The organism is Azoarcus sp. KH32C, assembly GCF_000349945.1.
Classification (GTDB): Bacteria; Pseudomonadota; Gammaproteobacteria; order Burkholderiales; family Rhodocyclaceae; genus Aromatoleum.
In genome coordinates this window covers 1,405,570-1,419,719 of record NC_020516.1, presented here as the reverse complement: position 1 = coordinate 1,419,719, position 14,150 = coordinate 1,405,570, and the positions used below count along the sequence as shown (strand labels likewise).

The 14,150-nt window shown below is 62.8% G+C and carries 10 protein-coding genes; 1 reads left to right on the top strand and 9 read right to left on the bottom strand.

The features are described from left to right. Window positions 1-73 precede the first annotated feature (73 nt). The 4 genes from AZKH_RS06335 to AZKH_RS06320 form a co-directional block, all read right to left on the bottom strand. The gene (locus AZKH_RS06335) at window positions 74-2,242 is read right to left on the bottom strand and encodes an MtrB/PioB family decaheme-associated outer membrane protein (RefSeq protein ID WP_015434921.1); all 2,169 of its coding nucleotides are present in this window, start codon (window positions 2,240-2,242) and stop codon (window positions 74-76) included. A 19-nt stretch (window positions 2,243-2,261) separates the two neighbouring features. Then, window positions 2,262-3,215 (bottom strand): DmsE family decaheme c-type cytochrome, encoded by a 954-nt coding sequence (locus AZKH_RS06330; protein ID WP_015434920.1) that lies wholly within the window; start codon window positions 3,213-3,215, stop codon window positions 2,262-2,264. A 155-nt stretch (window positions 3,216-3,370) separates the two neighbouring features. After that, entirely contained in the window at window positions 3,371-3,700 is a 330-nt protein-coding gene (locus tag AZKH_RS06325; RefSeq protein ID WP_015434919.1) for a c-type cytochrome, read from the bottom strand. A 107-nt stretch (window positions 3,701-3,807) separates the two neighbouring features. Continuing rightward, on the bottom strand, window positions 3,808-5,436 hold the full coding sequence (locus AZKH_RS06320) for a methyl-accepting chemotaxis protein (protein ID WP_015434918.1): 1,629 nt from the start codon (window positions 5,434-5,436) through the stop codon (window positions 3,808-3,810). Window positions 5,437-5,689: 253 nt separating this feature from the next. Between AZKH_RS06320 and AZKH_RS06315 the strand changes: the two genes are divergently transcribed. Next, a complete protein-coding gene (locus tag AZKH_RS06315) occupies window positions 5,690-6,289 on the top strand; it encodes a peroxiredoxin (RefSeq protein WP_015434917.1) in 600 nt (199 codons plus the stop codon). A 65-nt stretch (window positions 6,290-6,354) separates the two neighbouring features. Here AZKH_RS06315 and dnaE read toward each other — a convergent pair whose 3' ends face one another. The 5 genes from dnaE to AZKH_RS06290 all read right to left on the bottom strand — a co-directional run bounded on the left by dnaE (window position 6,355) and on the right by AZKH_RS06290 (window position 13,914). Continuing rightward, window positions 6,355-9,849 (bottom strand): DNA polymerase III subunit alpha, encoded by a 3,495-nt coding sequence (gene dnaE / locus AZKH_RS06310; RefSeq protein ID WP_015434916.1) that lies wholly within the window; start codon window positions 9,847-9,849, stop codon window positions 6,355-6,357. A gap of 53 nt (window positions 9,850-9,902) precedes the next feature. Further along, window positions 9,903-10,289 (bottom strand): hypothetical protein, encoded by a 387-nt coding sequence (locus tag AZKH_RS06305; protein WP_197538753.1) that lies wholly within the window; start codon window positions 10,287-10,289, stop codon window positions 9,903-9,905. A gap of 22 nt (window positions 10,290-10,311) precedes the next feature. Further along, on the bottom strand, window positions 10,312-11,286 hold the full coding sequence (locus AZKH_RS06300) for a quinone oxidoreductase (protein ID WP_015434914.1): 975 nt from the start codon (window positions 11,284-11,286) through the stop codon (window positions 10,312-10,314). Window positions 11,287-11,334: 48 nt separating this feature from the next. Next, window positions 11,335-11,535, bottom strand: a complete 201-nt coding sequence (locus AZKH_RS06295; RefSeq protein WP_015434913.1) for a DUF2905 domain-containing protein — start codon at window positions 11,533-11,535, stop codon at window positions 11,335-11,337. Between the two features lie 75 nt (window positions 11,536-11,610). Then, window positions 11,611-13,914 (bottom strand): NADP-dependent malic enzyme, encoded by a 2,304-nt coding sequence (locus AZKH_RS06290; protein WP_015434912.1) that lies wholly within the window; start codon window positions 13,912-13,914, stop codon window positions 11,611-11,613. Window positions 13,915-14,150: the final 236 nt, after the last annotated feature.

Genomic DNA, 14,150 nt, shown 5'->3' with positions numbered 1-14,150 from the left:
GGAAGTAAGAACGCCGTTCGGTGCGAACCGAACGGCGTTCTTCTTGATGCGACCGATCAAGCCGCGCTCGGTATTACCACCACTTGTAGTAGGCGGAGACTCCGATGAAATTGACCGTCTGCGACGGATCCTGGCGGATCGTCGTGCCGTCGGCAATGGTGGTCGGCGCGTTCGCCAGATACTGCCACGTTTTCCAGGTCCAGTCGTCGGCGAGGCGACGGTCGTGGATGTACTCGAAGCGCATCCCGGCGTTCTTGCGCATCGCGTACTGGCTGAAGAGGCGCAGCGTCGTGGTGCGGTACTTGATATCCGGCAAATTCTGCGAGCCGGATACGTTCTGCTCGTCATGCAGCAGGTACTGCGCCTTGTCGTACGAGAACTCGACGCTCGCACCGACCTGCAGCTTGGCGGAAACCTTCAACTCGCCACCAAGACCGAACGCATCGCTGGTGTTGCGCAATGCGGCGCCCCAGATCTTCAGCGTCGCCGCCTGGGCGGGCGTAAGTTCCGTCTGCCCTGCCAGCGGGATCGGGAACGATGCGGCCGTCGAACCTGACACAGCGCCCTGCTTCGAACGCGTATCGGCGTGCGTTGCCCAGGCGTTGAACTTGGTCGCATCGTCGGGCGTGAAGGCCGCGTCGAGCGAGTACATCGTCGCGCTGCCCTTGCGTGCCCCAATGCCGAGGTCGGCGCGGGTCCCGTAGTCGTCTCGTGCATCTTCCGCGATGAGCTGGAAGTTGAGTGATTCGATCGGGGTCCAGTCCGTGCTCAACCGCACCTTCTCGCGGTCTCGGTCGGCCATGTGAATCGGCGCGACAAAATTACGCGAAATCGTGCCATTGAGCGCGCGATTCACAAGGAAATCCGAGCCGTTTCGATCGCTGCGGATGTAGGCGACCGAACCATTCAAGGTCTCCGACAAGGTGCGCCGCAGTTCGAGCTTCCACGAGGCTTCGTCGGTCGCATCGCGGTGGCTCACGACACGCACGGCCGATGCGTTACGCTGCTTTTCCTCGTTCTCGAAGCCGGCCACGACGCTATAGCCGCGGCCCAACTGGTAATTGGCTTCCACCTTGCCCTGCTGGGCACGGAAGGAGCGGGTCTCGTTGGTGCCGTCGTGGTTGCCCGTCGGCGTCGTGTCGATGTACTGCCGAATCGGCGTCTTGTCGTCACGATCCTCGTAGCGCAGGTTCGCGATCAGCGAAAGCTTCGGCAAGGGCCGCGAACTCAGGCCGATAAACGCCATGGACGTATCGACGTGACCACCCAAGTCGCTGCGCCCAACGGAGCTCCGAATCGTTTGTCCGGCGGGCAGATCGATGAAATCTTCGCTTTGCGTCGCGCGGGTGAAAGCGACCTTGAACGAGGCACGCGTGGTGTCGGTGAAGCTATACCCACCATCGACATAAAACTGATGCGCCTCATTGCTTGGCGGCAGCCCCAGCGGCGAAAGCGTGCCAATACCGGCCGCATTCAGACCCGCGCCGCCTCCCGAAATATTCAGTTGGGCATTATGGTTCGTGAATTGCGAACCGTAGTACCCCCCGCGGAGTTGGAAGCGCGCATCGCTATAGGCGAGCTTGGCTTCCCATTGCGTGATGCGATTGTCGATCGGCTCGGTGATGAAATTGAACCAACGGTTGGGCGCCGGATTGGCGCTCGTGCCGCGCCCCCACAGACGGGACCCGTCCTTGTCTTCGTTGGTGAAGCGGAACTCGGCACTCAGGTTCTCGCCGAGCGACTTTTCGAAGCCAAGGGAAATCCGCTCGCGCTGGGTGTGGAGAATCACATCGCGCTTGTTCGCCGGCGAGACGGTGAGGTTCTCGGAACCCATGCCGCGCAACCCGGTGTTCACCGAGTATTGGCTGTAGCGCGGCAGACCGCGGTAGTCGAGGGAGAACTTCCAGTTCCCCTGCGGACCATAAACAAGCCCCAGTTCGCGCGAATCGAACCCCAGATTGCGGCCGCGCAGCTTGTACCAGGTGCCGGTTTCATCGTCGCGGCGCACGATGTCCATGTCGACCAGCCCATACAGCCCACTGTCCTGCTGGGCGCGGTACATGCCGTAGTTGTGGTTGTCCTCGCCAACATAACCCAGACCGAAGCGCACCGAGCTTTCCGGCTTGGTCAGCATGGTCATGTCATCAGGCTCGTCTGCCATGGCCTGCAGCGGGAAAAGGGCCGCAACGGCGGCGGCAAGCGCCGACAGGCGAAGAGTCGTGTCGAATGCACGGTTTTTCATTTTTCTCATCCCTCCCTGATCAACGGCGGAAGGTCCGCTCGTTGCCGGCATTGACCGGATTGTTCGTCCCGTGAATCTGCGTGTGGCAGTTCGTACAACCACGCGCGAGCGTGTTGTTACCGGTCGCAGTATTCAGCGGGTTCAGGTTGGCAACGCCGCCCTGGTGGGTCCCCGGTTCATGACACTGCTGGCAGAGGAAGGGCGGACGGGATTTGAGCAGGTTGGCGACGTTCGAACCATGCGGGTTATGGCAGATCGTGCAATCCTCGGTCACCGGTTGGTGAGTACGGATGAAGGGACCACGCTTCTCCATGTGGCAGGTGTAGCAGGTCTGCACCACGCTATCGCGGTTCATCATCTTCGGACCGGCGGAACCGTGGACGTTATGGCAGTCGGAACATACGACCGTCCCTTCCTTGATCGGATGGTGGGACTGGCGGTTCACGAGAACGCGCTGCTCCTTATGACAGCTGAAGCAGACTTCGGGCTGCGTCGCACGCTCGCGCACGGGATCCTGTGCCCCGTGGATACGGTGACAGGACGCGCATTCGAGGTCGGCGGCCGCGTGGGGCCCCGACTGCCAATGCATGTTCACACCACCCTGGTGGCAGCTCAAACAGGCCTTGTTGCGATCGGCAATCGGGGTCGTGGACTTCTTGCCGAAGTTGACGGTGGGCTTCGGACGCTCGGTCACGTCCGACGGCTTGTTGATGTGGGTCGGGCTATCGCCGTGACAGCTGGTACAGGTGCCGGCTTTCGAGTCGGCCATGGTGCCATGGCGGGTCTTGCCGATCGACAGGATGGGCTTGGCTTCCCCTTCGTCGTGACAGCGCGTACAGACGGCATCGCCGACCTGGACGCTATCCTTCACTTCGCGGGCCTCGACGGCTCCGACGCTCACGCAGGCGAGCACCATTGCCCCCGCAAGCAATTTCAGCATCCAGTCACGAACGCTGTTCAGTTTCAACTTCATGTGCTTCTCCCCTTTCTACTGCAATAAAAGGGCTGACGTCGCGCATCCCTCGCCACGTCAGCCCCGATTCCGCCCCCGTGGGACTCACCCGGGACAATCGGACCTTCGTCTATCGCACCTCCCTGGTCGGAGTTCGCAGTGAACTCCTGCGGATCTCAGCGAGACAAAATCCACTCCACGACATTTTTGACCGCCGCCGGATCGTCGGTCTTGAGGGTCTCGTGATCCTCTTCCTTGCCGTCAACCTTGACCTTGCTGGGCACCGTCACGTGCTTGGTGAGCTTGTCCATTGCCTCGGGCTTACCTCGGTACTTGTCCGCCGATTCCTTGAACGACGGACCATCCTTCTTCTTATCGACCGCGTGACAGGTAAGACACTTGCTCTTGCGCACCAGCTTGTCTGCAGCATCCGCGTCCATCGCGAGGGCAGGCAGGCTGTGGATTGCCGCCGCCATTGCCAGGGCAATGACACCAAACCTTTTCATTTCAACTCCTCGTTGGGGTTCGATCCACGAATACCCCTATGTATCGAATTGTTTCTTATACCGCCCTCAGTAGCAAGGGCCAGTCGTTGCATCCGTGCAACGCTTTGTTAAACGCGGAAGCGGCGGATTTCGTCGCGGAGATCCGCCGCCAGAAGCTCCAGGCTCTCAGTCGCGCTGGCGACGCCGTCGATCGAGTTGCTAGCCTTCTGAGCAAGGCCGGCGATCATCTCGACGCTGCTTGCCGCGAGGCCGCTCGCTTGCATCTGCTCTTCAGTGGCGGTGGCGATGCTTGTCATGCCGTCTGCAACGCGGCTCGCCGAATCCATATTGCTTTGCAGGGCATCGGAAACACGTCGCATCGACTCGCGGATCTGCACCAGGGCATCCGCCCCTTGCGTGATTGCCGCTCGCACCTCTTCCGACCCGGCATTGAGACTGTTCGTGACATCGTCGATGTCGCTCGCCGAGCGTGTCGACTTCTCGGCAAGCTTCCGCACTTCGTCGGCGACCACCGCGAAGCCCCGCCCGTGCTCGCCCGCGCGCGCCGCCTCGATCGCGGCGTTCAGGGCGAGCAGATTGGTCTGATCGGCAATTTCCTTGACCCGTGCCGTAAGGCTCGTGATGGCGCCCGTCTTCTCGATGAAATCGCCTGCCGTGTGCGTCATCTTTCCGACGGCAGCATCCACCTCGGACAACCTGCCGGTCAGCTCGACAACGTCCGAATTGCCACTCTCGGCTCGCGACAGACTGTTGCGAGCGAGCTCGGCGACTTCGCCGCTGGCTTGGGCGACCGACATGATGCTCGCCGCCATTTCCTCGACCGCCGACGCCGCCGATGCCGATTTCTCGGACTGCTCGCCTGCGCCGGCGCGAATTTCCATCGTGCCGCGCTGCAGGTCGCTCGCCGCACCGGATACCTGGTCGGCAGAGGCGGCAATCTTCCGGATCACGCCCTGCAGCTTTTCCATCATGCGGTTGAAGTAGGTCGCTGCCTGGCCCACTTCGTCCAGTGCGGCAACCGGCAATCGCTGCGTCAGATCGCCCTCGCCGTCGGCGATGTCCCGCAGCCGGCTCGAAAGCACGGCCAAGGGACGGGCCACGACGGCCTGTAGGAACAGGAAGATCAGCACGATCATCAACCCGAGCGCCGCGATCGTGCCGCCTATGAGTTTCGTGCGCGCAGCCGACACCGCCGCCGTCATGCTGTTGAGCGACACTTCCATCGTCACGGCGCCGAGCACGACGCCCTCGGGCGGCTCGTCATGGCACTCGGTACAGTCCTTGCCGAGGTAGCTCTTGCGGTTGGTATGCGGGAAGACGGCCTTGAGGATCTTGCCTTTCGCGGGATCCTCCCGCACTTCGAAGAAAGGCTGACCGCTCTCGATAGCCGCTTTCTCGTCGGGACCGACGTTCATCTCGTCCTCGTCCCCATCGCCAAACTGGTTGATGACTGGTTCTGCCCGAACGACGCGCATGTCGGTGAGGCCGGAGGACTTCTTCACCTGGTCCAGGTAGATCGCCCGCTTCTTCATCGTCTTGGTGCTCTTCATGAACACCAGCGTGGCCATCGTCATCTGGTTGATGGTTTCGGCGAAATCATGGGACTGGCTGATTGCCATTCGCTCCTGCTCCGCCGAGACCCAAACCACCAGGGTGGTACCGACGGCAATCAGAAGGCTCCCGATGGCCAAAATCAGGCGCACCCAGATCGGCGAATTCTTTAGTCGTTGCATCATCGCAGCCAAGTCCTGTTCTGTCCGCTGCAGCCGTCTGTCAGGATGACGGCCGCAGGGCATTCTTACCCGGTTACTACGGTAACGGACTCGGAAAGTTTAGCAAGGGCGGAAATCAAGGAAAAAAGGGTGTCAATTCCTCGCAAGAGAGCAATAGCAAATTCCTATTGACCCGATGGTGAAAAGCCAATTTACGGGGAGACATTGTCGGCAACATAATCATCGTGTCATTCAAACCACCCAGGAGACTCTGAAAATGGCCGTTCTCGTTGGCAAGAAAGCCCCCGATTTCACCGCGACCGCAGTGCTCGGCAACAATGAAATCAAGGACATCACTTTCTCGGAGTACACGAAGGGCAAATATGCGGTGGTCTTCTTCTATCCGCTCGACTTCACTTTCGTATGCCCGTCCGAGCTGATCGCCTTCGATCACCGTCTCGAGGAATTCAAGAAGCGCGGCGTGGAAGTGCTGGGCGTGTCGATCGACAGCCAATTCACCCACCTCGCTTGGAAGAACACGCCGGTCAACAACGGCGGGATCGGCCAGGTTCAATACGCGCTGGTCGCCGACATCAAGCACGAAATCTGCCGTGCCTATGACGTCGAAGCCGAAGGCGGCGTCGCCTTCCGCGGTTCGTTCCTGATCGACAAGAACGGCGTCGTGCGCCACCAGGTCGTCAACGACCTGCCGCTCGGCCGCAACATCGACGAAATGATCCGCATGGTCGACGCCCTGCAATTCACCGAAGAGCACGGCGAAGTCTGCCCGGCCGGCTGGAACAAGGGCAAGGCCGGCATGAAGGCAAGCACCAGCGGCGTCGCCGAATACCTGGCGCAGCACGCCGAAGCGTTGTAATCGGCAGTCGATACGCCGAACAAGGGCCGCGCCCGCAAGGGTGGCGGCCCTTTCCTTTTGCGGCCTCAGTTCGGATAGAGGATGTCGACCGACTCGGGCTGCAACCACTCGCGCAGGCTGTCGAGCAGCGCATCCTCCAGCCTGACCTTCCAGCCGTCGCCCAGGGGCAACTCGGCTTCGGCCTCCTCGTTGCGGTAGCGCACGCGAATCGGGCATCCGCCATCGCGGTACGGGGCGAGCAGCGCCTGCAGTCGATCGGCCGCGGCGAGCGGGCCGCCGGCCGCGCGGACCTCGCCATTGACGCTGATCTGCAGCGCCTTGGCAAAGCGCGACCGAGCTTCGCCCAGCGTCAGCAGCTTGTCGGCGATGATCCGATAGCCGCCGGTGAAATCGTCGTTGCTGACCTTGCCTTCGACGACCAACACTTCGTCGGTGACGATCTTCCCGCGCTGGTTGTCGTAGTTCTCGGAGAATACCGAGACTTCGCGCACCTGACTGCCGTCGTCGAGGATGACGAAAGCCATCTTTCCGCGCGCCGTCATCTTGATGCGCACATCCGTCACGACGCCCGCCATCATCACCAGATCGCGGGACGGCTCGATCTCCGCCAGCGAACGGCGGATGAAACGACGCACTTCTTTCTTGAATGAGTTGAACGGATGGCCGGACAGGAAGAAGCCGATGGCGGTCTTCTCTTCCTTCAGGCGCTCGCGTTCCGTCCACGGGCGGGCGGCGACATATTGGGGCGCGGCCCCGGCGGCTTCCGGGACCATGTCGAACAGGCCGCCTTGCATCGCGTTCGCTGCTGCCTGCTCGGCCGCTTCCATCGCGAGGCTGACGGTCGCGATCAGACGCGCGCGATCCCTGTTGCCGCTGGGCTCGATCAGATCGAACGCGCCGGCACGGATCAGTGCCTCGATGACGCGGCGGTTGACGGCGCGGCGATCGACGCGCGCGCAGAAATCGAAGAGATCCTTGAACGGACCCGCTTCCGCACGCGCAGCAAGGATCGAGCGCACCGCGGGCTCGCCGACGCCTTTTACCGCACCAAGGCCGTAGCGGATCGTCTTGCGGTCGGTCGGCACGAAGCGGAAGTCGGAAGCGTTCACGTCGGGCGGCAGGATCGTCAGACCATTGGCGATCGAGTCTTCGAAGAAGATCTTGATCGTGTCGGTGTTGTCCAAGTCCGCCGACATGGTTGCGGCCATGAAGGCCGCGCAGTGGTGGGCCTTGAGCCAGGCAGTGTGGTAGGTGACGACGGCGTAGGCGGCGGTGTGCGACTTGTTGAAGCCGTATTCCGCGAACTTCGTCATCAGGTCGAAGAGCTGTTCGGCGAGCGCCGGGTCGTAGCCCTTCTGCTTGGCACCGTCGGCGATGGTCTCGCGGTGCTTGGCCATCTCCTCGGGCTTCTTCTTGCCCATCGCGCGGCGCAGCATGTCGGCGCCGCCGAGGGTGTAGCCGCCGATGATCTGCGAGATCTGCATCACCTGTTCCTGATACACGATCACGCCGTAGGTCGGCTCGAGACAGGCTTTCAGGTCAGGGTGGAAGTAGTCGATCTCCTGCTGGCCCTTCTTCCGCAGGATGAAGTCGTCGACCATGCCGGAGCCGAGCGGGCCCGGGCGGTAGAGCGCAAGCACCGCGATGATGTCCTCGAAGCGGTCGGGAGCGAGCTTCTTCAGCAGCTTCTTCATCCCGTCCGATTCCACCTGGAAGATCGCGGTGGTGTTCGCTTCCTTCAGGATCTGGTAGGCGGCCGGATCGGTGAAGGGCAGCGCGGCGAGGTTGGGTTTCTCGCCCGTGAGGCGCTCGACGTACTCGATGGCGAGCTCGATGATGGTGAGGTTTCGCAGGCCGAGGAAGTCGAACTTCACGAGGCCGACCGCTTCGACGTCGTCCTTGTCGAACTGCGACACCGGAGTCGCGTCTTCGCCGTCGGCGATGTAGAGCGGGCAGAAGTCGGTCAGCTTGCCCGGCGCGATCAGCACGCCGCCGGCGTGCATGCCGACGTTGCGCGACAGACCTTCGAGCGGCTCGGCGAGCTTCCACAGCTCCTGCACCGATTCACCGTCGTTGCCATCGTGCATCATCTCGCCGATCTGCGACTCCATCTCGTAGGCCTTGGCGAGCGAGACGGGCTTCGCGCCTTCAATCGGAATCAGCTTGGAGAGGCGGTCGCACAAGCCGTAAGGCAGATCGAGCACGCGGCCGACGTCGCGCACGACGGCCTTCGAAGCCATCGTACCGAAGGTCGCGATCTGCGAGACGGCGTCCTTGCCGTAGCGCTCGCGCACGTACTCGATGACGCGGTAGCGGTTGTCCTGGCAGAAGTCGATGTCGAAGTCGGGCATCGACACCCGCTCCGGGTTCAGGAAGCGTTCGAACAGCAGCGCGTACGCGAGCGGATCGAGGTCGGTAATACGCAGCGAATACGCGACGAGCGAGCCCGCCCCTGAACCCCGGCCCGGACCGACCGGGACGCCGTTCTGCTTGCCCCAGTTGATGAAGTCCGCAACGATCAGAAAGTAGCCCGGAAAGCCCATCTGGATGATGGTGTCGGTCTCGAACTTGAGCCGCGCCTCGTAGGTCGGGCGTTGCCGCTCGCGCTCGGCTTCGTCCGGGTAGAGTTCCTGCAGGCGGACCTCCAGCCCGGCCTTCGCCTCCGCGACGAGGAAATCATCGAGCGTCATGCCTTCGGGCGTCGGGAACTGCGGCAGGAAGTTCTTGCCGAGTTGCACGGTCAACGAGCAGCGACGGGCGATCTCGACCGAGTTCTCGAGCGCCTCGGGGATGTCGGCGAAGAGCTCGCACATCTCGTCCTGGCTCTTGAAGTACTGCTCGGGCGTGAAATCCTGCGGGCGGCGCTTGTCGGCCAGCACGTAACCCTGCGCGATGCACACGCGGGCCTCGTGGGCCTTGAAGTCTTCGGGCTTCAAGAACTGGACCGGGTGCGTGGCGACGACCGGCAGACCGAGCCGAGCGGCGAGCAGCACCGCCTGTCGCACATAGGCTTCCGTGCCGGGATGGCCGGCCCGCTGCAGCTCGATATAGAACCCCCCCGGGAACAACGCCGCCCATTCGGAGGCCAGGCGGTCGGCGAGTTCCGTGTTGCCATTCATCAGCGCCTGCCCGATCTCGCCGCGCATCGCGCCCGACAGACAAAGCAGGTCCGACGCGCCGCCGTCGGCAAACCACTCGCGGCGCATTTCGGCGCGACTACGGTACTTGTTGTCGAGGTAGGCGCGGGTCAGCAGCTCGCACATCTGCCCGTAGCCCTTGCGGTTGCGGCAGATCAGCAGGACCCGGAAAGGCTTGTCGCGCTCGACCTCGTTCGTGATCCAGGCATCGACACCGATCACCGGCTTGATGCCCTTGCCCCGCGCACCCTTGTAAAGCTTGACCATCCCGAAAAGGTTGGCCAGATCGGAAATACCGAGTGCCGGCATCCCGTCGGCCGCGGCCTTGGCGATGGCCTGATCGACCTGGACGATGCCGTCGGAGATCGAGTATTCGGAGTGGAGACGGAGGTGGACGAAGCGAGGCTGGTGTGGGGCGTTCATGGGCAGAATTTTACCCGATGCCCCGTCGGACCCAACCGGATTTCGGCAGCCCTTTACTGGGTTCCGATGGCGGCCTCGCGCGCCTTGGCCAGCGAGAGCTTACGGGCTTGATCCGCCTCGAGAATTTCTGCCTGCTGCTCCGGCGTGAGCGTAGTGCCGAGATCGACTTCGAGTGCCGAGATCAGGCGGGACGCGGCCGACGTGATGCGGCGTTCGTCCGGCATGGCGCGCCGCACGCGTTCGGACGTGGTGCCGACGATACGGGCGACATCGGCGACGAAACGGTCCTCGATACGCCGACTGGCCGCCGTCAGCGAGGCCGTTCGAGCGGGGTCCATGGCCACGCGGCTCGCAGGCTGCGCAGCCGCGGGAAACGCCGAAAGCCCCGCCAAGGCCAAGATCAGCCATAGCACCGTGGATCGCAACATCGTCGACTTCATCCTTTCCTCACTCCAGCTGCGCTCAGGGCACCAGGATCGTCGAACCGGTGGTGCGGCGCGCCTCCAGATCGACGTGCGCCTGCGCCGCATCGCGCAGCGCGTAGCGCTGGTTGACCTCGATCTTCACGCGATCCGTCCCCACCACATCGAAGAGTTCGTCCGCCATGGCGACGAGATCGGCACGCTTTGCCGAATAGGTGAATAACGTCGGACGCGTCAAGAAGAGTGACCCCATCTTTGCGAGAATGCCCAGATCGACCGGCGGCACCGGCCCCGACGCCGCACCGAACAATACCATCATGCCCATCGGCCGCAGGCACGCGAGCGAATCCATGAAGGTGTCCTTGCCGATGGAGTCGTACACGACGGCAACCCCTTCGCCGCCGGTGATTTCCTTCACGCGCTCGGCAAACTTCTCGCGGGTATAGACAATCGGATGATCGCAACCATGCGCCTGAGCGAGCGCCGCCTTTTCGTCCGAACCGACCGTGCCGATCACCGTTGCCCCCAGGGCTTTGGCCCACTGGCAGACGATCAGACCGACTCCACCTGCCGCGGCGTGGATCAGGATGGTGTCGCCCGGCTGTACGCGATAGGTTCGACGCAGCAGGTACTGCGCCGTCAGCCCCTGCAGCATCATCGCCGCGCCCTGATCGAAGGAAATCCCGTGCGGCAGCTTCACTAGCCGATCTGCGGGCATGTTGCGCACCTCGGCGTAAGCGCCGATCGGCCCGCCCGCATAGGCGACCCTGTCACCCGGGACGAGGTCCGTCACACCCTCCCCCACCGCGCTGACGACCCCGGCGCCTTCGAGGCCGATGCCCGAAGGCAAGGGAACCGGATACAAACCCGTGCGGTGATAGGTATCGATGAAGTTCAGCCCGATCGCATGATGCTCGACCTGCACCTCACCCGCCGCAGGCATCCCGACGTCGACCGACTCCCATTGCAGGACTTCTGGGCCGCCAACCTGGTGGAAGCGAATTGCATGCGGCATGCCGGTCTCCTCAAGATGGATGTGAGACCGTCATTGTAATGCGCCGGTTCAGCGCCGGAACAACCAGATGAGAAGACTGACGACGGCCGACACCAGCAGGCAGCTGGTGAGCGGAAAATGAAACTCGAAGCCGTCGCGCTCGATGTGGATATCGCCCGGCAAATGCCCGAGCGGCAGCCGGGACAGCCAGGGCCACGCGAGCCCCAGCGCGATCGATACGATGCCGAAAATGATCAGCAGATGCTGCATGATCGGATCTTCACGTGCGCAGGTTCCGCACGACAACCGCCGGACCCGAGGGCCCGGCGGCACTCAGCGTCGCACTCAGGCGGCGGAACCCGCTGCGAGGCGTTGCTCGTAGGCATCGACCACCGCCACGGCGGTGATATTGACCAGGCGGCGCACGGTCGCCGACGGGGTCAGGATGTGCACCGGCAGGCGCGCGCCCAGCAGCATCGGGCCGATCGACACGCCGTCGCTGTTGGCCATCTTCATCATGTTGAAGGAGATGTTGGCCGCGTCGAGGTTCGGCATCACGACGAGGTTCGCTTCGCCAATCAGCGTCGAGTCCGGATTCGCCTTGGCGCGGATCTCGGGCGACAGCGCCGAGTCACCGTGCATTTCGCCGTCGCATTCGAGGCCCGGCGCAATCTCGCGCAGGATCTCGGCTGCTTCGCGCATCTTGCGAGCCGAAGCCGAACGCGAGCTGCCGAAGTTGGAATGCGACACCAGCGCGACGCGCGGCTCGATGCCGAAGCGGCGCAGTTCCTCGGCCGCCATGCGGGCGATCTCGGCAACTTCCTCGGCGTTCGGGTTCTCGTTCAGGTACGGATCGGTGATCGCGATCGTGCGCTTCGGCAGCAGCAGCAGGCTCATCGATGCGAAGAGCTTGGCGCCCGGCTTCAGCCCGATGACGTCCTCGACCTGCTTGAAGTGGTAGTCGTAGGTGCCGAAGGTGCCGCAGACCAGCGCATCGGCATCGCCACGACGCAGCACCATGCAGCCGATCAGGGTCGTGTCGCGACGCATCTTGGCCTTCGCCAGTTCCGGCGTGACGCCATCACGGCACAGCATGCGATGGTATTCCTGCCACAGTTCCTTGTAGCGCGGATCCGACTCAGGGTTGATGATGTCGAAATCACGACCGGGCACGAGGTTCAGGCCGATCTTCTGGATGCGCATCTCGATGACGCTCGGACGGCCGATCAGGATCGGACGTGCGAGGCCTTCCTCGATGACAACACGGGCCGCGTGCAGCACGCGCTCATCTTCGCCTTCGGCGTACAGCACCCGCTTGGTTTCAGCGGGGATGCGCTTGGCCGCCGCAAACACCGGCTTCATGACGATGCCGGACTGGTAGACGAAGTCTGACAGGCTCGCGACATAGGCCGCCATATCTTCGATCGGCTGGGTCGCAACACCCGAATCCATCGCCGCCTGGGCCACGGCCGGCGCGATCTTCACAATCAGACGCGGATCGAAGGGCTTCGGGATGATGTAATCGGGGCCGAAGCGCAGCTCTGCACCACCGTAGGCCGACGCGACGATGTCGCTTTGCTCGGCCTGCGCCAGTTCCGCGATCGCCTTCACGCACGCAAGCTTCATCTCCTCATTGATCGTCGTCGCGCCGACGTCAAGCGCGCCGCGGAAGATGAACGGGAAGCAGAGCACGTTGTTGACCTGGTTCGGGTAATCCGAACGGCCAGTCGCGATGATGACATCCGGGCGAGCCTTCTTCGCGTCTTCCGGCAGGATTTCCGGATTCGGGTTCGCCAGCGCGAAGATCAGCGGATTGTCGGCCATCGTCGCGACCATCTCGGGCTTCAGCACGCCGGCCGTCGACAGGCCGAGGAACACGTCCGCACCGACCATCACGTCCGCCAGCGAGCGGCCTTCGGTCTTCTGCGCATAACGGGCCTTGTTGGCCTCCATATTCTCTTCGCGGCCGACGTAGATCACGCCCTTCGAATCGCAGACGTAGACGTTTTCACGCTTGAGGCCCAGGCCAACCATCAGGTCCAGGCAGGCGATGGCCGCCGCGCCGGCGCCCGAGCATACGAGCTTGACCTTCGCGATGTCCTTGCCGATGACCTTCAGGCCGTTGATCAGACCGGCCGACGAGATGATCGCCGTGCCGTGCTGGTCGTCGTGGAAGACGGGAATCGTCATGCGCTCGCGCAGCTTCTTCTCGATGTAGAAGCACTCGGGCGCCTTGATGTCCTCCAGATTCACGCCGCCGAGCGTGGGCTCGAGCGAGGCGATGATGTCGATCAGCTTGTCGGGGTCGTTTTCGGCGAGCTCGATGTCGAACACGTCGATACCGGCGAACTTCTTGAACAGGCAGCCCTTGCCTTCCATGACCGGCTTGGACGCGAGCGGGCCGATGTTGCCGAGACCCAGCACGGCGGTGCCGTTGGTCACGACGGCGACGAGGTTGCCGCGCGAAGTGTATTCACGCGCATTGCCCGGATCCTCGACGATCGCGTCGCAGGCGGCGGCGACACCCGGCGAATAGGCGAGCGCGAGGTCGCGCTGGTTGGTGAGGCTCTTGGTCGGAACGACCGAAATCTTGCCGCGCGTCGGCGAGCGGTGGTACTCAAGCGCCGCGGTGATGAAATCCTGATCCATGTTCTCCCTCTCGAATGGGCGAATTGTTGTGTGTAAGGTTCTGCAGGCGTTGTCACGAACCGCAGGACTGTAGGCCCCCGTCCGCAACTCGCCAATTGCGACCATCCACAGCTTTTAGGGGTATCGCTGCAGACACGCTGCAAGGATCGGCATACAGCATAAAGAGGGCTATTGCCCGGCTGGCGTTTACCTGTAACCAAGGCCGATCCGGCCGCCTTTGACGAAGCGCAAGTTTA

Coding starts and splice junctions, on each gene's coding strand:
- AZKH_RS06335 (WP_015434921.1), bottom strand. CDS start 2,242: ATGAAAAACCGTGCATTCGACACGACTCTTCGCCTGTCGGCGCTTGCC.
- AZKH_RS06330 (WP_015434920.1), bottom strand. CDS start 3,215: ATGAAGTTGAAACTGAACAGCGTTCGTGACTGGATGCTGAAATTGCTT.
- AZKH_RS06325 (WP_015434919.1), bottom strand. CDS start 3,700: ATGAAAAGGTTTGGTGTCATTGCCCTGGCAATGGCGGCGGCAATCCAC.
- AZKH_RS06320 (WP_015434918.1), bottom strand. CDS start 5,436: ATGATGCAACGACTAAAGAATTCGCCGATCTGGGTGCGCCTGATTTTG.
- AZKH_RS06315 (WP_015434917.1), top strand. CDS start 5,690: ATGGCCGTTCTCGTTGGCAAGAAAGCCCCCGATTTCACCGCGACCGCA.
- dnaE (WP_015434916.1), bottom strand. CDS start 9,849: ATGAACGCCCCACACCAGCCTCGCTTCGTCCACCTCCGTCTCCACTCC.
- AZKH_RS06305 (WP_197538753.1), bottom strand. CDS start 10,289: ATGAAGTCGACGATGTTGCGATCCACGGTGCTATGGCTGATCTTGGCC.
- AZKH_RS06300 (WP_015434914.1), bottom strand. CDS start 11,286: ATGCCGCATGCAATTCGCTTCCACCAGGTTGGCGGCCCAGAAGTCCTG.
- AZKH_RS06295 (WP_015434913.1), bottom strand. CDS start 11,535: ATGCAGCATCTGCTGATCATTTTCGGCATCGTATCGATCGCGCTGGGG.
- AZKH_RS06290 (WP_015434912.1), bottom strand. CDS start 13,914: ATGGATCAGGATTTCATCACCGCGGCGCTTGAGTACCACCGCTCGCCG.